Here is a 26331-nt window from a genome sequence, read left to right on the forward strand (position 1 = left end):
ACTGCCATGTCGCGAAAGAAATTAATCACTAAGGAATTAACAGAGCTTTATAATTCTGGCGCGAAGGTGTGCCAAGAATTCCACGACGGCAATAATGATTCCTTTCAGTACAAATATCAATCTTGGTACACAAAGGCCCTGAGGGCTGTTCAGCACTTGGCGTTAGATCGACTTAGTGAGTTTCGCGGCTACTATGAAATTGATCCCAAAAGGAAATCACTCGGATACGGGACCTACGTCATTCAAGACTATTTCAAAGGCGTTGCGCCTAACAATTTTCACTATCCAAATTTCGACACTAGAAAGCAAGTAGTTCAAGCCTTCTTCAATCAACTGACTATTTTCAAGTCTATAATTGATCGCGCGGATTCTTTGCTAGGAAATATTGAAGAAGAGCTATATGCGGAAATTCAAGACAGTGAAATAGTCGTGGCTAAGCAGCTTCTTAAAGTCAGCCCAAGAGCGGCAGGTGCTCTAACTGGGGTTGTTATCGAGGGGCACCTACAAAAAGTAGCAAATAGTCATGCGATAAAAGTCACCAAGAAAAATCCTACAATTTCAGATCTGAATGACCCTCTTAAAAATGCATCCGTAATTGATACTCCGACCTGGAGAAAGATCACTTACCTTGCAGATATCCGTAATATTTGCTCTCACAAAAAAGACGCGGAGCCTACAAAAGAGCAAGTACAGGAGCTAATTGATGGCGCAGACTGGCTCATCAAAAATGTTTTCTAACAAATGGTTCAAGTTGTTCGCTGCGCTCACTCGGGACCGGCTAAAGCCGGCCCCTTAACCAAACGTTATACAAACATGCTTAACACGGAGATCACATGAAAGTCACAGCACTGACGCTTCTAATCCTGCAAATCAACAGCCTGATTGATTCAGGAAAATATAACGACATTACTATTCCAGAAATACACGAAGCTATTGAGTCTCAGGGGCTCCTGCGATTCATCAAAAAGAGATGCGGCTCGGATATAGACCTAAGCATTCACCTAGAAAGTACTGCTTATGGCAATTTTGAGAAATTCTACGAAGAACGAATCAATCAAATCTATGGCGGCTATGCCGGGGATGAGGGCCGCAAATGGGGTGTTAAAAACCTCGGCCTATGCCTTGTTCTTGCATGGACTAACGAAATCATACAATGGGGCGAAGGCCTTGAGCTCTCTAATCGGGGTTAGTTCGTATAACAATGCGCTCAAATCGCTCACTTCGTTCTCTGGGACGGGCTAAAGCCCGCCCCTTAGCTTAATCGTTAGCTGCGAGGGATCATGAAGTTCGAGCGAGAGAAAGGAAGAGTAATTAACGCTCCCTCCGAAGCACAGCTGCTGCTGGAATTGTCAAAATTGCGGTCTACTGGACCATCAGGTTTTGCCGTGCTTGAGGCTGAGAATTCTTATATCCAAGTAGCCGGTGGGCCCGGTTTATTTATGCTTGAGAAGCGTGAACATGGGGATGGAAGGCACTATAGGGCTTACCAAGGAAAACCCATTAGCCCATTCCCTGACGGCACAATGTTCTCCTTCACCGGCGGTGAATTAGCCTTAAATCAAGACGAGTGGTTTCAGCGGAAGCAAGTGGAGGAGGTCTTTCTTTGTTTTTTGAAAAAGACTCAGTCGCCAGTATTTCTGCAGTGGCGGGAGATCTCGCTGTAGTTGCAGCTAACCACGTGGTCAACGGGACGCCAACTACGCCTTGCTCCGTTGGCGCCCATTACCAATGGCGTTAGGGATCAAAGGACAATCCGTGGATATCGTCTCAACAATCAATAACTCAATCTCCATCGTGAGTAGGCTCCGCGACATTTCCAAGAACCTTTCGGAAGCAGAGTTCAAAAACTTACTAGCTGATCTATCTACTGAGCTTGCTGACGCAAAGCTTCAGATTGCAGATCTAAAAATTCAGCTTGCAATTCAAACAGACGAATTACGGGCTTTAAAATCTGCAAACCCAGAAGCAAAGCAGAAACCCACTATTAAATGGGGTTGTTATAAGTTCGACGGCGAAGAAGGTCTGTACTGCTCTGCCTGTTATGACTCAAAAGGCCAAAAGAGCCTAACTAACAGGTTAAATTCAAATCGGCGCTCATGCCCAGTATGCAAAGCTGTAATTGGTTCATGACCCCTAACAATGCGCTCAAAGCGCTCACTTCGTTCGCTGGGACCGGCGAAGCCGGCCCCTTAGCTTAATCGTTACATTTCACAATTAACTAAGCAGTAATCATATGGATATTAGAAGAGAAAATGCACTAAAAGCACTAGCCGAAAGATTTGCAACATTTTCAAATGTTGTAACCATTCAAAATAAGGCTGGTTTCAATGACATAAACAAGAGTGCAGAAAGACTATTTATTGATATTTTAAACATTGCGTACAATCTGCGTTTACGAGATATGAATGCAATTCAGGATAATTATCCCGCCATAGACCTAGGTGATTATGGTGCTAGAACTTGCATACAGATTACATCAGAATCAACGAATCAAAAGTTCAGGGATACGGTTTCAAGATTTAAAGAAAAGCAGCTAGATCGTGACTTTGATAAGTTGGTTTTCCTAATTATTTCCAATAAAGACCTTTGCTCTTTAACGGATCGAGATATTGACACTAGCGTTATAAATCTTAATGACTTGTACAAAGTCATAGCTAACCTAGATGACAGAGATATTTTTCATCTTGATAACTACTTGGCAGAAAATTTGATTAGTAGGGTCGAGCAATCTGATAGTATCCTTCCGTCAGGGCTAGTGGGAACTTATTCAATGCCCACACCAAATGCTCTTATTACTTTTTTAGGCATTGAAGGCGAGCCTGAATATACTGAACAGTTGCTAAACGATCTGAAATCACTTGCACAAACTTTATCGAACCTCACGAAAAATCAGAGAGAATACTTGTTCTATGTCGTTGGGCAGGGTCAGTTTGCACGTAATCTTTTTGGGCGTTTAGATGAGAATAATATCGTCATGCCTACAAGTCAGGTTGAGCAAGCATTTGGTGGTTATGGATTTCAAATATTTCAAGTTCTGAAAGCACAAGATCTATTATTCGTTAATGATGAATATGATCCACACGGAGATGATAGATATATCAGGGTGCTTGAACCTTATTTTAGAGGTGAGTTAGACGACACAAATCTATTTTGTACGCTAAAAAGCTTCTGTAGTGGCGACCTCGACAAACTCAGAAGAATTATTCTTGACTGTGATTTTTCATGCCTGAGATCAGTTAGCCATCCCAAAAATTGGGATGCTATTGTTCAAAGAGCCTTTCAGCCTGGGCGTTGTAAATGCTCTAGGTGTAGACAGAACAACTTCTGTGAATCAGAATATAAATATAAGCATACATTCACTATTGATGGAAAAGAATTCTCAAGAATATTTTCAAATAGCTCTAACGAAGAGATAAATACCTTCATGAATAATGGCTGGATCACATACAGCTAGTGGCCATTTGAAAGTAAGTGCTTAACGATTAAAGCCACGAATAATTCTAATATGTTGGCTTGTGAAATGTAACAAGCACATGCATAGGACTGCCGTCGCTGCGCGCCGTCATCCTATGATGTGGGCGTTAGATGCTTAATCCATAATCACTCACACGAAGAAAAAAATGAAATCACTGCAAGTAACAAACAAAATATCAATTTTCATCCTTTACCTCGCCGCCATTGTCTTCGTTGGCGGGGGAACACTGGTCGTCACTCCCAGCTCTCAATACGTACCTTACGCAATATTCCTTTCACTGGTAGTTGCGATTACCTCTATCCCCGTTACGCTGGTCAGTCTAATAAAAGCTTATAGGCTAGGAGTAATCAGCTTCAGCTATATTCTTTCCTCGGTTTTAATCTCGTGCTTTATCGCGGGGCTCGGGTGGTTTGTAATTCCTTTTGCTCTCAATCGCGATATAAAACAATGCATATCTGAGCAAGCAGCGGCCGAGGCTATCTAACAATGTGCTCAAATCGCTCACTTCGTTCGCTGGGACAGGCTAAAGCCCGCCCTTTAGCTTGTCGTTATGCGGCACAATCCTGAGACACAAAGATGACTGATGCCAAGTATGAGCTTGAATTACTTGAAAACGAACTTAATGCACTAGCGCCAAAGAATGTTCTTGGAGCGGAAGCAATTATTAATAAAGCGATAGCGCTCTCAATTGCCGTCTTTGGCATAGATAATCCGCATGCCCCCATCCTAAAAAGAGTTAAGTTTTATCCCTATGGCACAATTCAAGCAAAAGGCCAAGATATTTCCCAAGAAGCATGGGAAAATGGAAAAGCTGAGTTTCTGCATCTAAGCGGAATAATAAAAACAGAAATTGATTATAAAAAGAAATTCCCCAAGCCAATTGAATTTCCCTCAAAAATAACAGCATCATGGATACTGCAGAATGCACCAGTTTCACTAATCTGGAAGGCAGTCATCTCTATCGCAGTAGGTGCAACCGTAATCTATAGCCTAGGCACGAGACATAATGAAAATATCACTTTCATGAAAAGCCTTATAAGCCCGCCAGCGATAGAAGCGCCAAAGTCAGAAAAGGTGCCGCATAACAAGTCGTCCAAGCCGACGCCTAACGGCGCGGCTTAACTCCAACGTTATGCATCAAGGAAAAATCGTGAAATTCGATAAAAATGATTACCCTGCAATTAAGCAAGCATGTTTAGACAAGATCGAGATAGATTTCGACGCCCCAAAAGAAATCACCGTTTTCTCGGACAGCGAAGCGCCTGATGACTGGACGGCCTATCCACCTGCGTTTTTACCTCCAGAAGGGTACGCACAAGTATTTGCGCAATCAGGAGCAGGCGCTAGAGGTGAGTTGATGCGGTTAGAACTGATCGTACATCTTGATGGCGGGCGTATCCTATACAAAAGAAATGGCCACGGATTAGTTAGCCTAAAAGTTACTTGGCCACAAAAGCCATAAGCATACACACCCAAAAACCGCAACAATGCAAACCAGGTAATATAATGATTGAATTAATATTGTCCGCATGGGCTCTCGTAGTAATCATTACTCTAGCGTGTCTTTTGAAGCAAACCAGTGCCCGGGCTTTCTTTTGGGCAGGGGCAGCACTTATTTCAAGCAGCGTACTTACGGTGGTCGGTCTAATTTCCGCTATCAATGCGCCATTAACCGCCACCCAAGAGGTTGCAACCCAGCTAGTTCTAATTACTGGCGCGGCTGTTGGGGCAAACTTTATTGCTCATGCATTCACTTCACATAGCAAAGCATAACAATTGGTTCAAGCCGCTCACTGCGCTCACTGGGACGGGCTAAAGCCCGCCCCTTAACCAAACGTTATGCGTAATAGGAAATTAACATGAAAAAAATGGTGTGGAGTTTTTACGGGGCTTTAATAATCTTCTTCGCATTGCTTGGCTTGGGAGTGGCAATCAGCACAGGAAATTCTTTAGTTTTTACTTTTATAAACTCTGCTTTTACAGTTTTGTATTTCGGGACTGTATGGGTATGTATACCGCAAAGCTATATGGAAACCATCTGGTTGGAGGTTCCTCTTCTGGCTGAACGCTGTGTCTACCGGTCTGCGTTCACTTTTGATGTTATTCTCGCCAACCACTGAAGTCGTCATTGATGTTGTCTTTGGCGCTGTTTTTTCACTACCTATGCTTTATGCTCTGTACCAGTACAGCTCTGCGAACTTCACTGTATGGGATGAAACTCATAGTGGAAAACAAAAAGCACTTTTGTCTAGCCTATTAGAAAGCGCTAGCGAGTTGATGGCCTCCGTTGTTAGCTCCACACCTGACGGAGAGGAAAAAACCACTGTCACTGTAAAGAGCGATGGAGGTGAATTTTTCGTAAGAATACTAAAAGAATTAAATGGCGAAACTAAGTCTTTTAGTAATTCATTTTCAGATCTTGAAGGTGTGGCACAATTTCTCGAAAGCAACACTCGTGTTAGGGTATGCGACTTTGTATAACACGCATAACAAGGCGCTCGTTTGCACCGCACAGCTTGGTCGTTAAATGCCGAATGAGCTTGGCCAAACTAATAATTTTATGGAGCTTTATAATGTCCGGAGCTAGCGCTGAAGACCTGTATTTCACTGCAACAGGTGAAGAGGACGGTAAGCCTCTTATTTTTAGGATCCTTCAGTCTGTGCCTGAAGGCTCCATCGAATCAGACTACCCATTTTTGATTTCCGTGTGCTGGGCATATAAAGCAGCAAATGAAGGTGGAATGCCGGATGCCGAGACAAACGAAGCTCAAATAGCATTTGAGGATGCCTTAGAACACCTAGACAAAACCGGCATAAGTCATCTTATGTTAGTAGTGACGGGGAATGGCAGAAAAGAGTGGCATTGGTCTGTCAAAGACATTGAGACCTGGATGCGGCGCTTAAATGATGCGCTTTCTGGAAAGCCCGTGTTCCCAATTGAAATAAAGCACTCTAAGCAACCAGAGTGGTCGCTTTATCACAATTTCGTTTCAGGTGTAAAAGGCATTTAACTAACAACTGCAGCGTTATAATGCACCCCAAAAATTACGAGGCAATTAGATTGATTGAAGAATACAAGAATATTGCCAGCATAATTATTCCTTACACACTGCTATGCGCATTCTTAAATTTATATTTTTACTGGTCAACTTTCCAGATTCAGCCATTCGAATACATATCCCTAAGCGAGGCAATCTCGCATGCAGTACCATTTCTAATTCTCTCAGCATTTATGTTCATGCCGGTACTATTTCTTGAATTTATAAGGCCCAGCAAACACGCGAACAACCCAGGTAGCGAAGATGACCCAAAATATATCAAGCTACTTATTAGCATTCCACTTACTATAAATATAGCAATAATATTGCTCGCCACTACTAGCATTAACTTTTGGCCTTCATTACTTTTCGGAATGATAGCCGGAATATTACCTGGCACCGTCAGCCTTAGCCACACAAAGCCATTAACTGACAATTTTAACGCAGCATCATCCAGACTTTTCGTTTGCCTTGTAATTTGCTGCCTTCCAGCTATATCTGTAATGCAAGCAATTATCGAAAGAACTGAAGCAACAAATGAAAGCAAGCTGCATTATATAGTCGGCTCAGATCTCACTGACGGTTTAGAGTCACCAACTAAAAAATTGATTTATATCGGCCGGCTAGCGGATTACGTGTTTTTAGTTCGAGAGAACGAAAAACAAATAGTGCAATACCGTCTCTCTGACCTTAAAAGGCTTGAGCTAAGAGGCGGTGATTTTGAATAGCATATAACAATTGGTTCAAACCGTTCGCTTCGCTCACTGGGACAGCCAAACGCTGCGCGTTCGTCTGCCCTTTAACCTGATCGTTAGGCACCTATACCTGTGAACACTTATTCTGCCCATTGGCTAGCTCGAATGATCGAACGCCTACCTTCCGACGAGTCGGTTCCTCACGGCACTCAAGGTTACGCTCATTACACCACGCAGCGCGATCATTGGCTGGGCTGGCTCGATCCAAACAATAAAGCAGGGAAGTATGCGAGAAGCAGCGGCCCTAGCAGGGATGCGAAATACGCTTACAACCACATAATGGAGCCAAAAATGCTGCTGTGGCTAATCTCTGCTTCTGGCCTCCCCAATAGCGAACTCGAAAAAGCTAGAGAAGAAGCACAAGAGAAAAAAGCATTTGGGAGCAAGTGCGCTGCTATTAGACGGGTTGTACCGTGGGAAAGAATAGTAACAGCGCTATCCGTCGGCCCCGAGAACAATGCCTAACAATAGGTTCAAACCGTTCTCTTCGCTCACTCGGGACCGGCTAAAGCCGGCCCCCTTAACCAAACGTTATGGATAGATCGATACCGATCCCTGGCCGAGGCTGAACAAGCGGCTCAGAAGCTGAGAAAACGGGGGATACTGACGTTCATCTCTTCACGGGGGTCCTACTCTCTGTCCAGGATTTTCACGGGTGCCTTTAAAGTCGGACAGTTCACCCCGCGTGCTAGGTCTTGCCTGCAATGCCTTCAGGCAGGGCAAACTTCACGGTTTCCACCGGCCCAGGCAATTCCGTGACGCTCAAGCGCCTGTGGCGGCCGAGCTCCGTTAGCACTTCCCTGATCAGGACCTCTGGTGCACTGGCCCCGGCTGTGATGCCCACGCGTTTCACACCCCTTAACCATTGGGGTTGAAGCTGATCAGCCTCGGCAATGAGGTAGGTGGGTTTACCGCTCCTTTCGCCCAGCTCCCGCAGCCGGTTGGAGTTGGAACTATTGTTCGCCCCCACCACCAGGATGAGATCCACTTCACCAGCCAGTGTCTGTATGGCGTTTTGGCGGTTTTGGGTGGCATAACAAATGTCGTCGGTATCCGGCCCTGTAATACTGGGAAACCGGCGCCGCAAGGCTTTGATAATGGCGCGGGTATCGGACATCGACAGCGTCGTTTGGGTGACATAGGCGACCCGTTGTGGGTCCCTCACATTCAGGTGCTGGACATCCTCTTCGCATTCAACCAAGTGTACCGGGCCCGGTACTCGCCCCAGGGTGCCTTCTACCTCCGCGTGGCCGGCATGACCGATCAAGACAATCTCGTATCCTTTCTCCGCAAACCGCGTGGCCGACTTGTGGACTTTACTGACCAAGGGGCAGGTTGCATCAATGACGTACAAGGCTCGCTCTCGTGCTTGGGCTACCACCGCGTGGGAAACGCCGTGGGCGGAAAAAATTACCACCGAACCCGGAGGAATCTCATCGACCTCGTCGACGAATACCGCTCCCTTGCGTTCCAGCTCAGTGACCACTCGCTGGTTGTGAACAATTTCATGCCGAACATACACCGGCGGGCCCATCTGCTTCAGTGTGCGCTCGACAGTTTCAATCGCTCGCTCAACGCCAGCACAGAAACCTCGTGGGTTAGCCAGGATGACCGTCAGCGGGGATAGCGCTGATGGGTCTCGCTGCGACGCACTCTGCACTGAACCTGTGTCCATGATTATTTAGCCTTCGCTCGATACAAGCGGCGGGATCACGTGTACTAAAGTCCATTCTCTGGCGAATTAGTTCGGCAGTTCGCCCCGGATGACGCACGGGTCACGGTTGCAGATTTAGAGAGCTGTAACCGAACTTTTCTGACGTTCCAGCCCTCGTAGAAGTGCCTGCTGTTTTGTTGCCAGTTTGGAAGACAGTGAATGCACCAACGATTTGCGCGAGGGAGAGGGAGTGAATCCGGGTACCACTCAGCAGCAGGACCTGCATCAGCCGCTCAAGGCCGCCATTGAACTGGAGCTGGAGCGACTCCTGCCGAAGACAACCATGCCGCCTTTCGATTTGCACCGGGCCATGCACTATGCGCTGCTGACGCGGGGCAAGCGACTGCGTCCTCTTCTGACGCTCTTTGCGGCGGGCGACAACAATCCTTCCCCGGATCTGTTACGCATTGCTTGCGTTTCTGAATTGGTGCATACCGCATCACTGATACTTGACGATCTGCCCTGCATGGATGATGCGACGTTGCGTCGCAACCGCCCCTGCACGCATATAGCCTTTTCAGAAAGCACCGCCATACTGACCGCCGTGGCGCTCCTCAACATGGCCTATGGGGTGATCGGCGGCTGCCGCACCCTTGCGCCTCAAACCAAAATAGACATCGTGACTCACCTGACGCAGACCGTCGGTTCAATGGGATTGGTGGGCGGTCAGATAGCGGACCTGCAGAACAGCCTCGGCAATGACAGGGCGACGTCCGCCAGGAGCGTCGAGCAGCTCTACTACCACAAGACCGGAGTGTTGTTCGAGTTCGCCACCGTGACTGGCGGGCGGATACGTGGGTTGAGTGGCAAAAAGCTCACTGCCCTCAGCCGGTTCGCGCGTGCTTTTGGTTTGCTGTTCCAGATTCGAGACGACCTCCTGGACCAGGAAAGCTCAACCGAACAGGTCGGCAAGGATGTTGGGCAGGATGCTGACAAAGCGACACTGCTCTCACTGGAGCCACCACAACGTCTCGAGTCTACAATCAGCAAAACACTCACCATGGCTCGGCAGCAACTGGCAGACGCCGGCCTGGAAACGTCCGAACTGCGAACACTTGTCGATCAGAGCTTCGCCTTTGAACTCGAGCGCCCTAGTGCCTTCGCCGCCACCTCCTGATCCGCTGCCTCGAAACCGCTGCAGAAACCTATGACCAAACCGGTGCTCGCTGTTGAAAACCTGACGGTGACCTACAGTGGCCGAGCCGCGGTGGCGGACGTGGGGTTCAGCGTGGAAAGCGGCAGCATACTTGGGGTTGTGGGGCCCAACGGCGCCGGCAAGTCCAGCCTGGTGAAGGCCGTGACTGGCAAGCTCTCTCCAGCCAAGGGGGCTATTTTTATCCTGGGGGAGAGGGTGAAGCCGGGGCAGGCTTACCGTCATTCCATTGGTTATGCTCCTCAAATGCCCGGCCTCTATAGCCATTTGACCTGTACAGAAAATCTCACGGTGTTTGCTCGGTGGGCAGGAATACCCAAGGCGCAGGTGCGTGCAGCTGTGGCCACCGGCTTGGAGGAGATAGACCTCTGCGATCGCCATAACACGCTGGTATCTCACCTCTCGGGGGGCATGCGTCAGCGTCTGCACGTTGCCGTGGCGCTGTTAGCTCAGCCAACGCTCATTGTTCTCGACGAGCCCACGTCGGGTGTGGATCTCGCAGCACGAGCGAAAATCCACGAAGTGGTGCGCGGTCGAGCGCGGCAAGGGTCAGCGGTTATGGTGGTGTCCCACGAGCTATCCGAAGTGGCAACCTTGTGCGACCGTGTGGCCATCTTCGCTCAGGGTCGGCTGGTTGCGCTGGGTTCACCGGACACTTTGATAAGAACCTACGTTGGTGGCAGCAAACTTTTTACGGTGCAGGTATCTCCCTCTGCACCCGTAGATATCACCGAACAGCTGCATGTGCTGGGGTGGCGGCCGGTAGAGCACAGCGGGCGATGGACCGCGTATACAGATGAAAATCCGTCCGCTTTTCTCAAGCAGCTAGACCAATGTGCAGGGGAGCATGTGCAAGAAGTGAATATTGCACGCCCTGGGCTGGCCGATGTGATGCGTGAACTTCTGGCGGCGGAATCGGCATCATGATCACCATGTTCCGGGTCATGGGCCTCGGCCTTTTGCGGGACCGTGGCGCAATGCTGCTCGCCTTTTTGCTACCCAGCTTGGTGTTTGCGATTTTCGCCACCATTTTTTCTGATGCCGCAGAAGGCAATTTACACGCGCACATTGGCTTAGCCCTGGATACCAAAGACCCGTCCCTGGTTAAGTTTGCTGAAATACTCGCCGCGGATGACGACCTTCAGATAACGCTTACCGCCAGTTCGAATGATCAGCTCCGGCGGGACGTTCGTGATGGCGGCTTTGATGCCGGATTGATTATTCGCGGAAGCGTCGAGGCTGAGGCAGAGCCGCTGTTTATCATCATCAGTGAGCCATCCCGCCGCATTGCTGCTCTGGTTCTGGAGGGCATTATCAACCAACGTCTGGCAGCGCATTTACCTGGCCTGGTCGCCAGGCGCCAAACGCAGGCGCTAAAACCGCTTATCGGCGGCTTGAGCGCGAGTCAAGCAGCACGACTGGAGAGACGATTGCAGGCGATGGACACCGAATCCGGTGCACAGGCGCCCCGTGAAGAAGAGCAAACCGTAGAACCGGGTACTGAGCGCCAAACAGAACGGCAAGCGGAAATTGCTTTGATTCAAACCGAGTCTGCTTACCGGCACCAGCGCAAGGCGGTATCGGATTACAGTGGCGTTGCGTACTACGCCGGCGCAATATCGATTTTGTTTCTGTTACTTTCGGCCGTAAACGTGGGCATGGTGAGCCTTGAAGAAAACCGCAACGGCATCAGCGCCCGGCTGTTGTTGAGCCCGGCGGCCCGTATGCGATTGATGTTCGGGCGCTGGTTGTTTTTACTTGTCCTGGGCTTTCTGCAGGTAGTCATTATTTTTACCGTCGCCCGCGTCGGCTTCCAGCTTCCCGTGGAGCACGCTTTACCGCAGGTGCTAGCCGTCGCTCTGGCCGCCGCTGCAGCCAGCAGCGGTCTTGCGCTGTTCATCCTGTCGTTGTGCCGCACGGTGCAGCAGGCAAACAACTTTTCATCGTTTTTTGTATTGATCGTTTCCGCCGTCGGCGGGTCTATGGTTCCACGCTTCATGATGCCTGAGTGGCTTCAGGCCGTTAGCCTGTTCACACCCAACGCCTGGGCCATCGAAGGCTTCTATAGCGCGTTGGTCCGGGACGGCTCCTGGTCACAGGTTTTAATGCCCTGTGCTCTGCTTGGCGCCCTGGGTCTGGGATGCTTGCTATTGGCAGCTGCTCCCCGGGGTGGACAATGTAAGGGTAGGGATTGAGTACCACGTGAGGAAAACGCATTACGAGGAGAGCGTGTTGGGCGTTAGCTTTCACACCACACTTATAGCCTTGGCTGCCCTGCTCGGCATGGAGGTGTTCGCCTGGTTCGCCCATAAGTACATCATGCACGGCTGGGGTTGGGGCTGGCACCAATCACACCACCAGCGTCATAACAGACGGTTGGAAAAAAACGACCTCTATGTAGTGGTGTTTTCCTTGGTCGTGGTTGGCCTTTTCGCATTGGGTGCTGCTCGGTGGCCCGTTTTAATGCCCATTGCCACAGGCATTACCCTCTACGGTGTTCTCTACTCCTTGTTCCACGACGGCTTGGTTCACCGACGCTGGCCTCTGCGCTGGCAACCCAAAAGCGGCTACCTACGGCGCTTGATTTTGGCACATCGCATCCACCACGCAGTGCATACCCGGGAGGGTGCAGTATCCTTTGGTTTTCTATGGGCGGAAGACCCGGAAAAGCTAAAACTGCGGTTACTGGAAAACCATCCCAGGCATGAACAGAAGACAAGTCGGCCCGGCTCTTCTTAAGCCCAGTCAACGCTCTAGCGTCAATACCTCGCCTGAGCGGGGCCGCCGATATAAATCCAGGGGCCGTTGAGCAGACCGGACAGGCACAATCGGCAGAGCGGTTGCGCCGAGCCACACCTTTCGCCATTGGCTTGTGCTGACACGCTCCTCCCAAGCGCGAGGGCCGCGCTGTCGCAATTCAGCCCCTATAGCTTGATAGACGTTCGATGCAGCTTTTACTGCCCACGCGCAGCGAAAGGGTAATGCTCTTAAACCCACCGCTGCTGAACGATAATAGAGATCCGCCGTATCCAGTAATTCGCACACGGCGTGATACACCTGTGGCCAGTTCTTGTTCTCCAACAACTGGTGTGCTTCTGTGGGCGCCCCGTGGTACTCCAGCAGGTTGGTAGGCACGTAAACCCGACCCATGCGAGCATCATCCATAACATCTCGAGCAATGTTGGTTAGCTGAAAAGCCAAGCCCAGATCACAGGCACGATCCAACGCTGCCTCATCCTTTACTCCCATCACCCGCGCCATCATCACCCCTACAGCGCCCGCCACGCAGTAGCAATAGCGCATCAAGTCAGTGAGGGTTTGATAGCGCTGTCGTTGTACGTCCATAGCAAAACCCATTAGAAGCTCAAGGGGCTGCTGGGGATCGATGCCGTACTTATCCGTCACACGAGCCAGGCCTTGAAACACCGGGTCATCATCCGGGTTGCCGCTTAAAGCTGCGGCTGTGCGGCGCTCCAATAGCTGCAAACGCTGCGACGGATCGTGCGCGGCTTCTGCTGGTTCCGCCGTGTAACCCAGATGTTGTCCGTCGATAACATCGTCGCTATAACGGCACCAGGCGTATAGCTGCGCAACATCATTGCGCAGGGCCTCCGGGAATAGTCTGGACGCCAAGGCAAAGCTTTTTGAGCCCGCTTTTATGGATTCGCGCCCGTACTGGATAACAGCGTCAGTCGTCTGTGTCTCTGTCACGCGCTAGTCTCCGCTGTTTGCAGATCCTGCGCGATCAGCTCGCATGTCGCCTTGGCCGACCCAACGACCCCGGGTATGCCGGCGCCGGGATGAGTACCGGCCCCCACAAGATAGAGGTTGGATATGACGGCATCACGGTTGTGAGGTCGAAACCAGGCACTCTGAGTGAGACGGGGCTCAATGGAGAATGCGGAACCGAGGTGCGCATTCATCTGTTCCTTAAAATCCACCGGCGTCAAAACGCGCACAACGTCCAGGTCTCGGCGTAAGTTGGGGATGTAGCGCTCCTCGAGGTACTGGAGAATGCGATCCCGGTATTTGGGAGCTTCCGCCTCCCAATCCACATCCGCAGCCCCCAAATGGGGTACCGGTGCCAGCACGTAATAGGCGCTGCAACCTGGCGGTGCGAGACTTTCATCCGTTACCGAAGGCGCGTGTAGATAGAGGGAGAAATCCTCCGGCAACTCCGGACCAGAAAAGATTTCCGATAACAGCTGCCGATAGCGCCGCCCAAACAGCACAGTGTGGTGCTGTAGTTGCGGATGTTGCGCCCGCAAGCCAAAGTAAATGACAAACAGAGACATTGAAAAACGCTTTCGCTTCAGGCGTTGACTGTAACGCTGCCCTCTTGGGTGTTGACGCAACAACGTGCCGTAGGTGTGTACCACGTCCGCGTTACTCACCAGCAAATCGCACTGCGCCTGCCAGCCATTTTCACAGCGTACGCCAGTCACCTGGTTGTGCCGGGTGAGGATTTCACTGACGGGTGAGGACAGCCGCAGTTCACCGCCCATATCCTCGAACAATTTCACTAACCCCTGGATTAGCGCCCCCGTGCCGCCCTTGGCAAACCAGACACCCCACTCTCGTTCCAGGGCGTGAATCAGCGTATAAATCGACGAAGTGGTAAACGGATTACCACCCACTAGCAAAGAATGAAAAGAAAATGCCTGACGCAGTTGTTCGTCCCGAATGAAACTGCTGACCTTGGCGTAAACGCTGCGAAAGGCCTGCAGGCGAAGCAACTGGGGCGAGACACCCACCATAGTGCGGAAGCTTAGAAAAGGCACGGCACCCAACTTGAGATAGCCCTCCCGAAACACGTCTTTCGTGTACCGGTACAATTTTCGGTAGCCATCCACATCACGGGGACTTTTCAGCGCAATTTGCGCTTCGAGCTGCGCGGTATCGTTTACGTAATCGAAACTGTAGCCATCCTCCCAACACAATCGGTAAAAGGGGTCGACGGGTAACAGGGTCACATAGTCCGATAGCCGGCGGCCACAACATGCGAACAATGCTTCAAGCGCCGTCGGGTCCGTGATGACGGTCGGACCGCCATCGAAAACATAACCGTTTTCGTAATAGACGTAGGCGCGGCCGCCGGCTTTATCCCGATTATCAATGAGAGTGGTCTGGATGCCCTGGGCTTGCAGACGGATAGCGGCCGCCAAACCACCGAACCCGGCGCCGATCACTATGGCCCGCTTGCCGACGGGGGCCTGAGAGATAGGTTCTTGGATCTGCCCAATGGGTTCCGCCATATCAATCCGTTTCCTTTCCTAGATGCGGGTTGACGTTTCCTGGAACGTCGACAGGCGCCGATGAGCGGCACTTTTGGCGGCGCAAAAACTTGCGTTCATTAATTACTTGCAGTGCACGCCATACGGGTACGGGAGGGCGACCGGACAGCAACCTGAGCTTGTCAGCAAGGGCCAGATCGCCGGCATAGAAACGCTGGATCGGCCCGCCCCCTAAAGCATAAAAATGTTCAAGCACCCGGTACCTGTGAGCGGGCTCAGCGGCAGAGAAGAGCATGCGGTTCAGCCACCTGTAAAAGCGTTCGCGCTGCCATTTTTCCCGGGCATAGGCCGACACGCTTCTAAAAAGAGCGTCGCGCGTTAGGTGGGGAAGCTTCGCTATGCGAGCAGCGAGTCGCACCGCATCTGGCAGGCTATAACCGGTCGTTGGGTGGAAAAAGCCTGCGGCAAGCCCAATTCGAGGCGCTTCTGAAGGACGTGATCCCAGTGCCGGACGCGCTTGTGCCACGTTAATTGGCAAGACGCCTTTCTCTCGGTGTAGAACCGCCAAAATCTCCCAGGCATTGTTATGGGCATACTCAGCGATGCGCTCCGCAAATTCATTTTCATTCAGTGCTGAGTTCTCGCTGTAACACGTATCCTCAATGAGCAGCTCTGTATCTGTGTACGGCAGACAGTAGATAAACCGGAAGCCATCCCGCTGTTCGACGGTGGCATCCATCAATAAGGGCTCAACCAGGCCGTGGGGCTGGCGCGTGCGAACCCGGTGCCCGACGAATTTTTGATGCCCGATCAGCATGGAAGATGGGGGTCGCCCTCCTCTCGCATCCAGCACAGCTTTAGCGGTAAGGCGCGTGCCGTCAGCCAATTCTACCGCTGTGGGCTCCACGAGCACTGCCGGTGACCCCGTACGCACGGATAAACTTCCTGCCTGTACTAATGGTCGAACGGCGGCCAACAAGCTTTCAGAGTTTCCCGTCGCGTAAGAGATCGGCAGGCGCCGACTGTAACGGGGAAATCGCACGCTGTATCCCGGCCAATGATGAACAATGAAAGGCTCCAGCCTTTGTAGCCAGTGCGCATCAATATCCGATAAGTTGAAGGACCAGGTATGGTTACCCGCCGCTCTCGGCCCAGCTTCCAGTATCAAAATCCGCTCGGCGGGGTGCTCGATCAGGCGAAACCAGGCGGTTAGCAAGCCTGATAGACCTGCCCCTACGATGATCAAATCTGCCTGCTCGAATGTGTGTTGCACGCAAATCCTCGTGTGCTGCAGGAACCCTGTGGCCACAGCCAGTCAAATATCAAAGACTCAGTTTATGCATTACCTCTACGCACCATTCCAATGGATGGACCATGGTGAAAAAAATTCTATTCGTTTCCGAAGACATTACGCTCGCCCAGATCGTGCGGCTCAAGGCTTTAGCCGATTCTCTCGAAAATGAACCCTACGAGGTGCATTTTGCCAGTGGCAGTTTTGACGAAAGGCTATTGGGTAGCGCAGCTTATCGGCACTGGCCGATCAAAGTGATTGACAAAGCATATGCCGATTCGGCGGTAGCCGAGTGCCGGCGGCTTTACGAGACCTCTACCCTGGAAGCCTATATAAAAGATGACCTGAGAGTGATACACGAGGTTCAACCGGATTTGATCATTGGCGACCTCCGCCTCTCTCTACCCATCAGTGCCAAGGTTGCAGGCATACCCTTCGCCGCGCTCATCAACGCCTACTGGAGCACCGAGGTAGACCGTCAGGAGTTCCCGGTACCCGATCATCCACTCGAACCACGCGTCGGCCACGACGCCATGCGCACAGTTTTCCGTTGGATACGCCCGTGGGTGTTTCGTCAATTCGCGCAGCCAGTAAACCGGCTTCGACAACGTTATGGACTGAAACCAATAGGCTCGCTGCAAGCACTGCTCACCTATGGCGACTACGTTTTGTTTCCAGACACACCGCAGCTGGTCCCGCTCCGACGCCAGGCTCCCAACCAGTATTTTTTAGGGGCCATACAATGGTCTCCGGCAGCCGCTGTTCCGGCTTCCTTGGAGCCTGTCTTGGCCGGAGATTATATCTACGCCACGTTGGGCTCCTCCGGCAGGGCAAATAAGATAGACACCTTGTTAGAGGGGTTGGCGCAATTACCACTACCCGTCATTCTCAGCAGTGCCGGGCGTTTTCAACGGGACGTGCCAGACAATGTCTACCTGGAACAATGGCTTCCGGGGGAAACGCTAGCCAAACACGCCCAACTGGTTATCAGCAACGGCGGAAGCACCACCAGCTACCAATCCCTCGCCCAAGGTACGCCTGTACTGGGCATTGCCAGCAATCTCGACCAGTATCTGTGCATGCAGAGCCTGGAAAAGCTGGGCGTGGCGCGCCACCTTCGCGGCGCCTCATTCACTAGCGCTGAGGTTACCAAGACCGCGTCAATGATGGCGTACGATCGCGATTTTGACAGCCGAGCCCAAGCCACTGGCAAAGCAATGGCTACCTATGATTATCGCGAACGCTTTCGGAGCTTTCTGCGTCAAGTGCTTCAAGAAAACCGGTTTTTTGCTCGTTGATTGTTACGATGCGTTTCGACCCATGTCCGGTTACCGTGTCGATCCAGAGTGCCACTAAGCGCAAAACCTCACAGCGGCTTCAATCGGTGGCCATGCCAGACACCCGACCGAAGCCCATGCTGTGAAGTCTTAAGCCGCAAGCAACAACGGCATCAGCAACGCCGTAGCAATCCCCAGTAGACTCATGGCCAACGCAGCAAAAGCGCCACACTCCTCCCCTTCCTGCAAGGCATGGGCGGTGCCGATGGCGTGGGCGTTCATGCCGTAGCTGAGCCCGCGCGCGGCTGGGTGATCGACCTTCGCCCAGCGCAGCAGCAACGGCCCTAGCGCAGTGCCGATCACTCCGGTCAGCATCACCATGACCGCCGCCAGAGAGGCGATGCCGCCGACCTGATCGGCCACTGGCATGGCGATGGGCATGGTGACCGACTTCGGCGCCAGGCTCATCAGCACCGCCCAGTCAGCGCCCAGCAGCCAGCCGATGACCAAGGTGAGAACCACCGAAAGCGCACCGCCCGCCAGCACGGTGATGATGATCGGCCAGAACAGCTGGCGAATCCGCTTGATGTTGTGCTGCAACGGTACGGCCAGAGCTACGGTGGCCGGCCCCAGCAACCAGGCGATGGGCTCAGCACCTATACGGTAGGTGCTGTACTCCACGCCACACAGCAGTAGGACTCCCACCACTAGCAACATGGAGACCATCACCGGCTGCAGGACCAACCAACCACTGCGCTGATAGACCAGGATGGCTATTTGGTAGGCAGCCAGGGTCAGGGCCAGAGCAAACAAGGGGTGACCGATCACCACCTGCCAGAGGGAGGCGTTCATTGGTCACGCTCCATACGCCGGATCAATGTCTGCAATAGCCAGCCGCAAAACGGCACAGTCACCAGCAGTGAGAGCACCAGCGCGCCGAGAATAGCCGGCAGCTCACCGAACAGTGCATCGCTGGCAATCATGATGCCCGAGGCCGGTACCACCAGCAGCAGCGGCAGATAAGGCAAGAGTCCGTTGGCCGCCTGCTGCAGCGGCTCGGGCACCGAGCCACGCCACATCAGCCAGACGGCAAGCAGCAACAGGCCAATGATGGCGCTGGGCAGCATCGGCAGCAGCCAGTGGTTCAACGCCACGCCAAGCAGTTGCAGCAGCACCAGCCAGACCAATCCACGCAAAATCACGATGAGTACTCCCTGTAGCACCGGGCAACGGGCTCATATATCAGTGAGTGGTCATACACGTACATACAGGGGCTTCCTTATTCTTCTGAGGCAAACGACTATGCCGCTGAGCAAGCTCTGAAAACAGTGGCAGAGAAGGCTGAAAATACCGGATCAGAGCCTTTGGTGGAACCGCAGGCGTAATATCTCGAAAGTCCCGAACGCAGGAAGAGCAGGTCCGAGAAGCAGTTCTGGCGAGCTCTGCGTGAGTGGATGTCGTTTTTACATCCACAGGTCCCGGCCGGCGGATCGATGAAGCGCGATCCACCCTACGACTGCTCATTCGAACGTTAAGAGTGAGCGCGAGGGCGGTTCGTTTGCCATCACGTGCTGATCGCAGCAAGCTGGCTCGTACGAGATATTTTCTGCTTTGCTACACACCGATGGCGCCTGCTTGGCCGGTGCCGGTTCCCATGGCTGCGCTACTCAAGCGAGGAATGTATATGCAAGGTTCATGTCTGTGCGGGGCAATTCAGGTCAACGCAGAAGACCACCACGAGATCAATGCCTGCCACTGCAGCATGTGTCGTCGCTGGGGTAGCGGGCCCATGCTGGCTGTGCACTGCGGGCCCAATGTTCGAGTCACCGGCGACGTCAGGTCCTATCGCTCCTCGGATTGGGCCGAGCGCGGTTTCTGTGCCACGTGCGGTACTCATCTTTTTTACCATCTGCTGCAATCGGGGGACTACATACTCTCGGCAGGGCTCTTTCAGCCGGGCGAATTTGCCATGACGGGGCAGATCTTCATCGATGAGAAGCCCGACTACTATGCATTCGCCAACGAAACCCCCACGCTGACCGGCGCTGAGGTGTTCGCGCAGTTCGCACCCGGTGAGGACGGAGCGGCTACGTAGTCCAACTCGGCACAGCTGTGAGGACATAGGATTCTGACCATGAGCGATCCCTTCGTTGCACACGTTGGCGCCGTCTTCAGTGCTGACATAGCGATTCCTGAACACGCCCGAGCGCTCCGTTTCTACTCGCGCGTACTGACCACGGGTACGCATCCGCTGTGGCGCGAAGACCTGATGAATAACCTGGGCATGCCCATCATCGGGCTAGGCGAGCGCACCGAGGATTATGCTCATCTTCCGCTCCAGTGGATGCCACATATTCAGGTCGCCGATGTGGCGACCAGTGTGCAGCGTGCGCTTGATCTGGGTGGCAGCGTACTGATGCACACCCGGACAGAAGACGGCGCCAGCCAGTGGGCGGTGCTGTGCGATCCGAATGGAGCGGCGTTCGGAATCATTCCGCTTGTGCCCGCGGATGCGATTCCCCAAGGCGCCCGAGCCGCATTACCAGACGCAGCCCAGCACATGGGTCGTATCTACTGGCTCGACCTGACGGTCGCGGATGCCATGGCAGCGAGCGATTTTTATCGGCATGTGGTTGGTTGGTCGGTACAAAGCGTCGAGATGAATGAGCACGGCGAACGCTACACCGACTGCAACCTGCTGGCTGACGATGGAAAACCGGTGGCGCGAATCCGTCACGCCCGTGGCGTGAATGCAGGCTTGCCGCCGGTGTGGATGATGTACCTGCCGGTGAATGATCTCGCTGAAAGTCTTCTCTGTGTGGAAGAGGAAGGAGGCGTCATCATCAAGGCAGAACAACGGGAACGTGGTGAATACGCCTATGCGGCGATCCAGGATCCGGCTGGGGCGTGCTTTGCGTTGATACCGGGGTAAAAAGTCCGTGAGTAGCCCGCTCGCCCATGTCAGGGAAGAAGAATGACGTTATCTCTAACTGCAGCACTCGCGATCATCGACGTTCAAAAGGCGATTGATCATCCGAGTTGGGGGCGTAGAAACAACCCTCAGGCCGAAGAGAATATCGGTCATTTGCTTGCAGCCTGGCGACGTACCAGGCGGCCTGTCATACACGTACGTCATCTCTCGCGCGAGCCTGAATCCAGCTATCGCCCCCGCCAGGAGGGCTGTGAGTTCAAGGAGGTGGTGCTGCCCCTGGCGGGCGAAATGGTCATCACCAAACACACGAATAGTGCGTTTATCGGCACTGAGCTGGAGGATGTGCTGCGCCAACGAAACATAGGCACGTTGGTCATCTGTGGGGTCATCACCAACAATTCGGTGGAAACCACAGCGCGCATGGCCGGCAATCTCGGCTACCAAACCTATGTGGTCTCCGATGCCACAGCCACCTTTGATAAGGTGGATTTTGACGGGCAGTTGCGCTCCGCCGAGGAGGTACACGCCCTGTCGCTGGCCAATCTTCAGGGGGAGTACGCCACAGTAGTCTCCAGCGCGCAGCTCTTGGCAGAAATCCAAAAGAGCATCAGCCAGCAACGCTGACAGGCCAATTGCATTTCACACCAGCGTTAGGCAAGGACTGAAAGGGCGCCGGCGCTCTTTTTTGTGTCGCGGTGTGGGCAAGCGCCATGTCGCGCTTGCCCCGCATACTTACATCACGATCAATCGTGAAAGCGGACACTCTCGGTCAACGGTGCGCGCCCTATGCGCAGATTGGCCGCGGCGTTGGACAGGTCCGGATGGCCGAACGAAATGCCAAACAGCAGCTTCATGTCAGCATCGACACCCAGCACGTCGCGAACGGGATCGGCGAACATGCCCAATAACGTCTGTGGAACCCCAGCCAGCCCACGGGCAGTCAGGGAAAGCAAAAAATTCTGCGCGTACATTCCCAGGTCCGATGCCGCGCGGGCCCCGTCGCCAATCATAGGCATGAACAGGAACGCGACATGGGGTGCGCCAAAGAACTCCAGATTGCGCCGGAACGCCTCTATACGCCCTTCGTTATCGCCCCGAGCGATGCCCAATGCTTCGTAATACGCCCTGCCCTGCTCACGGCGCCGCTCGTTGAGGAGATTAGGAAAGGCTTTCTCGTCAAAGCTGAAATCAGGCGAATACTGCTCCTGGCTGGCAGCTCCCAACAACGCTGCGCTCACTTTATCGCGAGTGCGACCCGAGACGATGTGAACGTGCCACGGCTGCGTATTGCAGTTCGAGGGCGCGCGTTGCGCATCCTCCAACACGCCTTGAAGGTGTTGAGGATCAACAGCGGTAGGCAGGAATTGGCGAGCTGAGTAGCGAGCGGCTACGACTTCCGCAAAGGTCAGTTTGGTCATGGAGCTTCTCGTACAACAAATGGATGCCCATGCTAATGCACTTTGATTGGTTAATCGTCGATAGGCGCACGAGCCTTTAGGCGCTGGGTAGAAGACTGCGCCGTTAACGCAAAAGGCAGAACCGGGGTTCTGCCCTTTTATACCTGCACGAGTTGGCTGCTACGCCACCGGGCCTATGGCCAGCCGGGCGACCCAACCGAAATACCAGGCACATCCTCCGACGCCCGCCACGATCACCAGCGCCAACACCCAGGGCCACACCCGACGCTTCTGCGCATAGGGGTCCTGCAGGGAGCGCGCTGAACCCGCAGGCAAATGAGCCAGTTGGGTCAGCGTGGCGCCAAAACCGATGCTGATTTTGGCCTGGGTGTTCACCGCCCAGCCATTGGCATCGAGGATCGGGCCGAGATTGCGACGGCGCAGTTTGAACCAGGCCATCAGCATCGACGGGCCGGAGATGGCCAGGATCACGCCGAGCACCACCAGCGGCAACTGCCACCAGTGCAGCGCCAGCAAGCCGGCCATTGCCGTGGCCAGCGCGGTGCCCAGCGCGCCGACGGCCAGACCGATGGCGGCGAAGATACCGGCAAATTTGGCGATGTCGAAGGTTTTCGCCGCAGCGCTGGCCTCGGCGGCTGGCGCAGCGGCGGTGGTGCCCACAGACGCGGCAGTGGAGTTGACCAGTTCCGCATCGCGAGTGGCGGCGAATTTCTGGATCTGCTCCGACACCAGCGTGGAGATGCGCCGGTACGGTGACCAGAACGCCTCGCGAATGCTGATCGCGTTGGGGATCACCTTGACCACCGTGGCATCCCAGTCGTTGCCGTCGCGGTCGTAGAACAGGCCATTGCGCCCGACCAGCAGCTCACCTTCGCTGCCGGCAGTTACCGCCGCGACGATATTCAAACTTTCCCGGCCCTTGATCGGTTGTCCCCGTCGGCTGCAGGTGCAATACAGCAGGAAACTGCTGCTGTTGGCGGCCACCTTGCTGTGAGCGTCCACCGAGTCAATTTCCACCACCAGGTCGCTGCTCTTGCCATCAATGAACAGTGTGCCGGCCTGGAAGACGGCTTTTTCACGCCGCCCATAGAAATTCTCGAAGGAGACGAAGTTCTTCAGCAGGGTCACCAGGCCGCGCTTGAAGCGCAGCAGCTTGTCCAGTTCAACCAGGCCGTCGGCGGCTTCGGCCACCTGCTTGTCCTCGGCCACCAGGGCCAGCAATTTGTCCTGAATGCCGTGCTCCACCAGCCAGACGATACGCGCCACGTCGAGCTTTTGCAGGATCACCACATCCGGCTTGGCGGCCTGCCAGGCAAAATAGTCGTTGCACTTGGCGAGCAGCGAACGCCACTGCTGCTTGGTAATCGCGTCCACATCGCCCAGCACCGGCTGCACCACATGCTCGCGCAAGGCGTGGATGGCGCCGCTCCAGGCGGGATTGATACCGCGGCCCAGCGGTAGGCTTTCACCATGGTGCACGCCCGCCAGTGGCAGCGTGGCGATTTCCCCGGCGTTGGCCAGGCTCATGGACGACAGGCGCACCAGCTCGGATTCCTGGCCATTCATCAGGCTCGCCGCACGCGGGTCGAAAGCCGCCATGTCGACACGGGTGAAGTAATCCTCGACCTTTTCACGCAACGCGCTGATGGCAGCGATTGCCGCGTCGGTGATTTCACCAAAGGGCTGCAGGCTGGCTTCGATGGCGCGTTGTTCCCAGGCGTAGACCTGCTGGGCCTGGGCGAAGAAGGCGCTGATCGAGGCATCCGAGACAGCCGGCGCACCGCTGCGATCGGTTTCGGCGCCCAGGCAGGCGATGATGTCGGCAATCGCCGCCTTCAGGCTGGCATCGTCAGTCAGGGCCTCAGGCACCAGCCCATCGCCGTTGGCCTCGTTCGGCGGGAACAGTTTGTTCAAGTCATCGGTATCGGCGGCATCCAGGCTGTGGCTGTCATCGCGTCCCAGTACGCTCAGCAAACGCTGTGCGGTCACCGTCAGACGCTGGCCGAGGGCGTCGTCCTTGAACGCCGCCAGGGTCAGCGGCGCGTCGCTGAACAACAGACCCGGATCGGCCAGGCGCGCCAGCGTCCAGCTCACCGCATCCAGTACGGCCGGCACACGAATACGACCATCGTTATTACCGTCGATGTACGCCAGCATGCGCGGATCGAGTTCGAGATTCTTCGTCGGGCAGGCCAGCGTGGCCCATAGCTTTTGGTCGAGACCGCGTAGTGCAGCAAGGTCTTCAGGCGATTGCAGTTGGACCTGGTCAAACCCGCCGGCGCGAAAGAAGCGCCAGCGGTGCGGTTTTTCGTGGGTCATGTAACGACGTCCTTGAGGAAATTGTCGAGGCAAAGGGAGGCATTTTCACCGTTTCGCGGCTTATTCGCGCAAGCCGGGACGATACACGGCACATCTTGCAAGCCGCCTTCGACCTACCGAACGCCGTGTGGTTCGCCTGACATTGTATGCGCCCCGCAGGACGACGCAGGGGTAACCGTCACTGCCTCGTCACCTGGGCAGCGTTGGGCTCTAAAGCACGCACGACACGACAGGGATTGCCGGCGGCCAGAACGCCAGCCGGCAAATCGCGGGTCACCACGCTGCCGGCGCCCACTACTGTGCCAGCGCCGATACGCACACCGGGGCAGAGAATCGCCCCGCCACCGATCCACACGTCATCGCCAATCTCGATGGGCTTGCCGAGTTCAAGGCCGCTTTGCCGTTCAATGGCACCCAGCGGGTGGGTGGCTGCGTACACCTGCACGGCCGGGCCGAACAATACCCGCGACCCGATGCGAACGGCCGCGACATCCAGCACCACACAGTTGAAATTGAAATACACGTCGTCACCCAGGGTAATGTTGCTGCCGTAGTCGCAGAAGAACGGCGGCTCGATCCAGGCGTTACTGCCCTGGTCCGGTATCAACAACCCAAGCAGCTGGGCACGTGCTTCACGCTGGTCGTCGCCCGTGTCGTTGAAGCGTTTGAGCAACAACCGGGCCTGCTGACGCTGTGCGCACAACTGGGGATCACGCGGATCGTACAGCTCACCGTCGAGCATTTTTTCTTTTTCGGTTTTCATCACGCAGCCTCTGAAAAGCGAGCCGGTTTGCAGGCTCGACATGAGTCCCCTGAACGGCACTCGCTGCCTCTATCGGCCTGCCCACGCGGCTAACGTTCGCCGCCGCTTATCCGCCCCTTGATTTCGATCAACCCGGTTTCAGGCAATTCGCGCTAGCGTGATATACAAGTTTATATTGCGCTGCAGCACCATGCCGCGTGCGGAGAGAGTAAATGCCACTTTTGTTGCAACGGCTGCTGGCCGGCTTGGTCTTTCTGGCCGTCGGCGGCGCCCAGGCCGGCGAGCTGACGGTCTCCGCCGCTTCCAGCCTGACCCAGGCCTTCAAAGAAATTGCCCGTAGTTACGAGGCCGAACATAGCGGCACTCAGGTGCTGCTGAATTTCGGCGCCTCCGGCTCCTTGTTGCAACAGGTGGCCAAGGGCGCGCCGGTGGATGTGTTTGCCGCCGCCGATCAGGAAACCCTGGATCAAGCGGCGCAACGGCAGCTGATTGTTCCCAGCTCGCGACAGGACTTCGCCAGCAACAATCTGGTGGTGGTCGTACCGAGTGCCAGCCAACTGAATCTCAACACTTTCGCGGACCTCACGCAGGCAGGCGTGGAGAAGATCGCCATCGGCAATCCGGCCAGCGTGCCGGTCGGCCGTTACAGCCAGCAGGCGTTGCACGCGGAAGGCCTCTGGGAGGCCCTGCAGGCCAAGGCGATTACCACCCAGAACGTGCGCCAGTCCCTGAATTACGTGGCGCGCGGCGAGGTGGAAGCCGGTTTCGTCTACGCCACCGATGCCCGTGAGGTAGCCACGGTCAAAGTCGCTTTCGACGTGCCGCTCAAGGTGGCCATCCGCTACCCGATCGCCCGGGTTGCCGGCAGCGCCCACGCCGTCGAAGCCGAGCGCTTTATCGCTTACGTTCAGTCGCCGGCCGGCCAGGCAATCCTTGCCCGGTTCGGCTTCAAGCAGCCCTGA

At 54.1% G+C, this 26331-nt stretch carries 31 protein-coding genes; 22 read left to right on the top strand and 9 right to left on the bottom strand.

The features are described from left to right. The first annotated feature begins 6 nt into the window (after positions 1-6). The 13 genes from ACTV8E_RS03605 to ACTV8E_RS03665 all read left to right on the top strand — a co-directional run bounded on the left by ACTV8E_RS03605 (position 7) and on the right by ACTV8E_RS03665 (position 7733). A complete protein-coding gene (locus ACTV8E_RS03605) occupies positions 7-738 on the top strand; it encodes a hypothetical protein (RefSeq protein ID WP_443198511.1) in 732 nt (243 codons plus the stop codon). Positions 739-833: 95 nt separating this feature from the next. Further along, positions 834-1190 carry a hypothetical protein gene (locus ACTV8E_RS03610; protein ID WP_443198512.1) on the top strand — a complete coding sequence of 119 codons (357 nt, stop codon included), beginning with the start codon at positions 834-836 and terminating at the stop codon, positions 1188-1190. A gap of 90 nt (positions 1191-1280) precedes the next feature. After that, positions 1281-1664: a hypothetical protein gene (locus tag ACTV8E_RS03615; protein WP_443198513.1), complete on the top strand. Its 384-nt coding sequence runs from the start codon at positions 1281-1283 to the stop codon at positions 1662-1664. A 91-nt stretch (positions 1665-1755) separates the two neighbouring features. Beyond that, positions 1756-2130: a hypothetical protein gene (locus ACTV8E_RS03620; protein ID WP_443198514.1), complete on the top strand. Its 375-nt coding sequence runs from the start codon at positions 1756-1758 to the stop codon at positions 2128-2130. A gap of 103 nt (positions 2131-2233) precedes the next feature. Then, on the top strand, positions 2234-3454 hold the full coding sequence (locus ACTV8E_RS03625) for an SMEK domain-containing protein (protein ID WP_443198515.1): 1221 nt from the start codon (positions 2234-2236) through the stop codon (positions 3452-3454). Positions 3455-3620: 166 nt separating this feature from the next. Further along, on the top strand, positions 3621-3959 hold the full coding sequence (locus ACTV8E_RS03630; RefSeq protein ID WP_443198516.1) for a hypothetical protein: 339 nt from the start codon (positions 3621-3623) through the stop codon (positions 3957-3959). A gap of 92 nt (positions 3960-4051) precedes the next feature. Beyond that, positions 4052-4597: a hypothetical protein gene (locus ACTV8E_RS03635; RefSeq protein WP_443198517.1), complete on the top strand. Its 546-nt coding sequence runs from the start codon at positions 4052-4054 to the stop codon at positions 4595-4597. A 28-nt stretch (positions 4598-4625) separates the two neighbouring features. Then, positions 4626-4937: a hypothetical protein gene (locus ACTV8E_RS03640; protein ID WP_443198518.1), complete on the top strand. Its 312-nt coding sequence runs from the start codon at positions 4626-4628 to the stop codon at positions 4935-4937. Positions 4938-5334: 397 nt separating this feature from the next. Further along, positions 5335-5595: a hypothetical protein gene (locus ACTV8E_RS03645; protein ID WP_443198519.1), complete on the top strand. Its 261-nt coding sequence runs from the start codon at positions 5335-5337 to the stop codon at positions 5593-5595. Beyond that, entirely contained in the window at positions 5546-5956 is a 411-nt protein-coding gene (locus ACTV8E_RS03650) for a hypothetical protein (RefSeq protein ID WP_443198520.1), read from the top strand. Before ACTV8E_RS03645 ends, ACTV8E_RS03650 begins: the two co-directional genes overlap by 50 nt. 92 nt (positions 5957-6048) lie before the next feature. Further along, positions 6049-6486 carry a DUF695 domain-containing protein gene (locus ACTV8E_RS03655; RefSeq protein ID WP_443198521.1) on the top strand — a complete coding sequence of 146 codons (438 nt, stop codon included), beginning with the start codon at positions 6049-6051 and terminating at the stop codon, positions 6484-6486. A gap of 50 nt (positions 6487-6536) precedes the next feature. Beyond that, positions 6537-7241, top strand: coding sequence for a hypothetical protein (locus ACTV8E_RS03660; RefSeq protein ID WP_443198522.1), 705 nt, complete (start codon positions 6537-6539; stop codon positions 7239-7241). A 132-nt stretch (positions 7242-7373) separates the two neighbouring features. Beyond that, a complete protein-coding gene (locus ACTV8E_RS03665; protein ID WP_443198523.1) occupies positions 7374-7733 on the top strand; it encodes a hypothetical protein in 360 nt (119 codons plus the stop codon). 223 nt (positions 7734-7956) lie between these two features. Here the strand turns inward: ACTV8E_RS03665 and ispH are convergent, their stop codons facing one another. Next, the gene (gene ispH / locus ACTV8E_RS03670; protein ID WP_251836840.1) at positions 7957-8886 is read right to left on the bottom strand and encodes a 4-hydroxy-3-methylbut-2-enyl diphosphate reductase; all 930 of its coding nucleotides are present in this window, start codon (positions 8884-8886) and stop codon (positions 7957-7959) included. 286 nt (positions 8887-9172) lie between these two features. Here ispH and ACTV8E_RS03675 point away from each other — a divergent pair, with 286 nt between their 5' ends. The 4 genes from ACTV8E_RS03675 to ACTV8E_RS03690 are packed head-to-tail and all read left to right on the top strand — an operon-like array spanning position 9173 to position 12874. Then, complete coding sequence (locus tag ACTV8E_RS03675) at positions 9173-10099, top strand: polyprenyl synthetase family protein (RefSeq protein WP_443198524.1); 927 nt, start codon at positions 9173-9175, stop codon at positions 10097-10099. A 30-nt stretch (positions 10100-10129) separates the two neighbouring features. After that, positions 10130-11062: an ABC transporter ATP-binding protein gene (locus tag ACTV8E_RS03680; RefSeq protein ID WP_443198525.1), complete on the top strand. Its 933-nt coding sequence runs from the start codon at positions 10130-10132 to the stop codon at positions 11060-11062. After that, positions 11059-12330, top strand: coding sequence for an ABC transporter permease (locus tag ACTV8E_RS03685; protein WP_443198526.1), 1272 nt, complete (start codon positions 11059-11061; stop codon positions 12328-12330). The genes ACTV8E_RS03680 and ACTV8E_RS03685 overlap by 4 nt, the downstream gene beginning before the upstream one ends. 7 nt (positions 12331-12337) lie before the next feature. Beyond that, positions 12338-12874: a sterol desaturase family protein gene (locus ACTV8E_RS03690; RefSeq protein WP_443198527.1), complete on the top strand. Its 537-nt coding sequence runs from the start codon at positions 12338-12340 to the stop codon at positions 12872-12874. A gap of 6 nt (positions 12875-12880) precedes the next feature. On the opposite strand, the gene ACTV8E_RS03695 is transcribed toward ACTV8E_RS03690, so the two are convergent. From ACTV8E_RS03695 to crtY, 3 genes are read right to left on the bottom strand one after another with little or no spacing between them, the layout of a single operon-like run. After that, on the bottom strand, positions 12881-13846 hold the full coding sequence (locus ACTV8E_RS03695; protein WP_443198528.1) for a phytoene/squalene synthase family protein: 966 nt from the start codon (positions 13844-13846) through the stop codon (positions 12881-12883). Beyond that, a complete protein-coding gene (locus tag ACTV8E_RS03700) occupies positions 13843-15390 on the bottom strand; it encodes a phytoene desaturase (RefSeq protein ID WP_443198529.1) in 1548 nt (515 codons plus the stop codon). Before ACTV8E_RS03700 ends, ACTV8E_RS03695 begins: the two co-directional genes overlap by 4 nt. A 1-nt stretch (position 15391) precedes the next feature. After that, a complete protein-coding gene (crtY, locus tag ACTV8E_RS03705; RefSeq protein WP_443198530.1) occupies positions 15392-16642 on the bottom strand; it encodes a lycopene beta-cyclase CrtY in 1251 nt (416 codons plus the stop codon). A 101-nt stretch (positions 16643-16743) separates the two neighbouring features. Between crtY and ACTV8E_RS03710 the strand changes: the two genes are divergently transcribed. Beyond that, positions 16744-17958 (top strand): glycosyltransferase, encoded by a 1215-nt coding sequence (locus ACTV8E_RS03710; RefSeq protein WP_443198531.1) that lies wholly within the window; start codon positions 16744-16746, stop codon positions 17956-17958. A gap of 129 nt (positions 17959-18087) precedes the next feature. Here ACTV8E_RS03710 and ACTV8E_RS03715 read toward each other — a convergent pair whose 3' ends face one another. Together ACTV8E_RS03715 and ACTV8E_RS03720 are read right to left on the bottom strand one after the other, a co-directional pair. Then, positions 18088-18789 (bottom strand): LrgB family protein, encoded by a 702-nt coding sequence (locus ACTV8E_RS03715; protein ID WP_443198532.1) that lies wholly within the window; start codon positions 18787-18789, stop codon positions 18088-18090. Continuing rightward, positions 18786-19139, bottom strand: coding sequence for a CidA/LrgA family protein (locus ACTV8E_RS03720; RefSeq protein ID WP_251836690.1), 354 nt, complete (start codon positions 19137-19139; stop codon positions 18786-18788). Before ACTV8E_RS03720 ends, ACTV8E_RS03715 begins: the two co-directional genes overlap by 4 nt. Before the next feature lie 482 nt (positions 19140-19621). On the opposite strand from ACTV8E_RS03720, the gene ACTV8E_RS03725 reads away from it, so the two are divergent. Genes ACTV8E_RS03725 through ACTV8E_RS03735 form a run of 3 tightly spaced genes read left to right on the top strand, consistent with a single transcriptional unit; the run spans position 19622 to position 21493 of the window. After that, complete coding sequence (locus tag ACTV8E_RS03725) at positions 19622-20032, top strand: GFA family protein (protein WP_443198533.1); 411 nt, start codon at positions 19622-19624, stop codon at positions 20030-20032. 39 nt (positions 20033-20071) lie between these two features. Further along, complete coding sequence (locus tag ACTV8E_RS03730; RefSeq protein WP_443198534.1) at positions 20072-20869, top strand: VOC family protein; 798 nt, start codon at positions 20072-20074, stop codon at positions 20867-20869. 42 nt (positions 20870-20911) lie between these two features. Continuing rightward, positions 20912-21493 carry a cysteine hydrolase family protein gene (locus ACTV8E_RS03735; RefSeq protein WP_443198535.1) on the top strand — a complete coding sequence of 194 codons (582 nt, stop codon included), beginning with the start codon at positions 20912-20914 and terminating at the stop codon, positions 21491-21493. A 119-nt stretch (positions 21494-21612) separates the two neighbouring features. On the opposite strand, the gene ACTV8E_RS03740 is transcribed toward ACTV8E_RS03735, so the two are convergent. From ACTV8E_RS03740 to ACTV8E_RS03750, 3 genes are all read right to left on the bottom strand, one after another. After that, positions 21613-22287 carry a nitroreductase gene (locus tag ACTV8E_RS03740; protein ID WP_443198536.1) on the bottom strand — a complete coding sequence of 225 codons (675 nt, stop codon included), beginning with the start codon at positions 22285-22287 and terminating at the stop codon, positions 21613-21615. A gap of 159 nt (positions 22288-22446) precedes the next feature. After that, positions 22447-24606 (bottom strand): hypothetical protein, encoded by a 2160-nt coding sequence (locus tag ACTV8E_RS03745; RefSeq protein WP_443198537.1) that lies wholly within the window; start codon positions 24604-24606, stop codon positions 22447-22449. A 178-nt stretch (positions 24607-24784) separates the two neighbouring features. After that, positions 24785-25369, bottom strand: a complete 585-nt coding sequence (locus tag ACTV8E_RS03750) for a sugar O-acetyltransferase (protein WP_286010311.1) — start codon at positions 25367-25369, stop codon at positions 24785-24787. A gap of 212 nt (positions 25370-25581) precedes the next feature. Here ACTV8E_RS03750 and modA point away from each other — a divergent pair, with 212 nt between their 5' ends. Then, on the top strand, positions 25582-26331 hold the full coding sequence (gene modA, locus ACTV8E_RS03755) for a molybdate ABC transporter substrate-binding protein (RefSeq protein ID WP_251836697.1): 750 nt from the start codon (positions 25582-25584) through the stop codon (positions 26329-26331).

This window comes from Pseudomonas sp. B392_1p, assembly GCF_052245235.1.
Lineage (GTDB): Bacteria > Pseudomonadota > Gammaproteobacteria > Pseudomonadales > Pseudomonadaceae > Serpens > Serpens gallinarum.

What these genes read in the sequence shown, in the direction of transcription:
- ACTV8E_RS03665 (WP_443198523.1), top strand. Translation starts at nt 7,374, where the DNA reads ATGATCGAACGCCTACCTTCCGACGAGTCGGTTCCTCACGGCACTCAA.
- ACTV8E_RS03735 (WP_443198535.1), top strand. Translation starts at nt 20,912, where the DNA reads ATGACGTTATCTCTAACTGCAGCACTCGCGATCATCGACGTTCAAAAG.
- ACTV8E_RS03680 (WP_443198525.1), top strand. Translation starts at nt 10,130, where the DNA reads ATGACCAAACCGGTGCTCGCTGTTGAAAACCTGACGGTGACCTACAGT.
- ACTV8E_RS03745 (WP_443198537.1), bottom strand. Translation starts at nt 24,606, where the DNA reads ATGACCCACGAAAAACCGCACCGCTGGCGCTTCTTTCGCGCCGGCGGG.
- ACTV8E_RS03625 (WP_443198515.1), top strand. Translation starts at nt 2,234, where the DNA reads ATGGATATTAGAAGAGAAAATGCACTAAAAGCACTAGCCGAAAGATTT.
- ACTV8E_RS03725 (WP_443198533.1), top strand. Translation starts at nt 19,622, where the DNA reads ATGCAAGGTTCATGTCTGTGCGGGGCAATTCAGGTCAACGCAGAAGAC.
- ACTV8E_RS03605 (WP_443198511.1), top strand. Translation starts at nt 7, where the DNA reads ATGTCGCGAAAGAAATTAATCACTAAGGAATTAACAGAGCTTTATAAT.
- ACTV8E_RS03700 (WP_443198529.1), bottom strand. Translation starts at nt 15,390, where the DNA reads ATGGCGGAACCCATTGGGCAGATCCAAGAACCTATCTCTCAGGCCCCC.
- ACTV8E_RS03710 (WP_443198531.1), top strand. Translation starts at nt 16,744, where the DNA reads ATGGTGAAAAAAATTCTATTCGTTTCCGAAGACATTACGCTCGCCCAG.
- ACTV8E_RS03750 (WP_286010311.1), bottom strand. Translation starts at nt 25,369, where the DNA reads ATGAAAACCGAAAAAGAAAAAATGCTCGACGGTGAGCTGTACGATCCG.
- ACTV8E_RS03610 (WP_443198512.1), top strand. Translation starts at nt 834, where the DNA reads ATGAAAGTCACAGCACTGACGCTTCTAATCCTGCAAATCAACAGCCTG.
- ACTV8E_RS03715 (WP_443198532.1), bottom strand. Translation starts at nt 18,789, where the DNA reads ATGAACGCCTCCCTCTGGCAGGTGGTGATCGGTCACCCCTTGTTTGCT.
- ACTV8E_RS03630 (WP_443198516.1), top strand. Translation starts at nt 3,621, where the DNA reads ATGAAATCACTGCAAGTAACAAACAAAATATCAATTTTCATCCTTTAC.
- ACTV8E_RS03740 (WP_443198536.1), bottom strand. Translation starts at nt 22,287, where the DNA reads ATGACCAAACTGACCTTTGCGGAAGTCGTAGCCGCTCGCTACTCAGCT.
- ACTV8E_RS03685 (WP_443198526.1), top strand. Translation starts at nt 11,059, where the DNA reads ATGATCACCATGTTCCGGGTCATGGGCCTCGGCCTTTTGCGGGACCGT.
- modA (WP_251836697.1), top strand. Translation starts at nt 25,582, where the DNA reads ATGCCACTTTTGTTGCAACGGCTGCTGGCCGGCTTGGTCTTTCTGGCC.
- ACTV8E_RS03730 (WP_443198534.1), top strand. Translation starts at nt 20,072, where the DNA reads ATGAGCGATCCCTTCGTTGCACACGTTGGCGCCGTCTTCAGTGCTGAC.
- ACTV8E_RS03655 (WP_443198521.1), top strand. Translation starts at nt 6,049, where the DNA reads ATGTCCGGAGCTAGCGCTGAAGACCTGTATTTCACTGCAACAGGTGAA.
- ACTV8E_RS03615 (WP_443198513.1), top strand. Translation starts at nt 1,281, where the DNA reads ATGAAGTTCGAGCGAGAGAAAGGAAGAGTAATTAACGCTCCCTCCGAA.
- ACTV8E_RS03645 (WP_443198519.1), top strand. Translation starts at nt 5,335, where the DNA reads ATGAAAAAAATGGTGTGGAGTTTTTACGGGGCTTTAATAATCTTCTTC.
- ACTV8E_RS03635 (WP_443198517.1), top strand. Translation starts at nt 4,052, where the DNA reads ATGACTGATGCCAAGTATGAGCTTGAATTACTTGAAAACGAACTTAAT.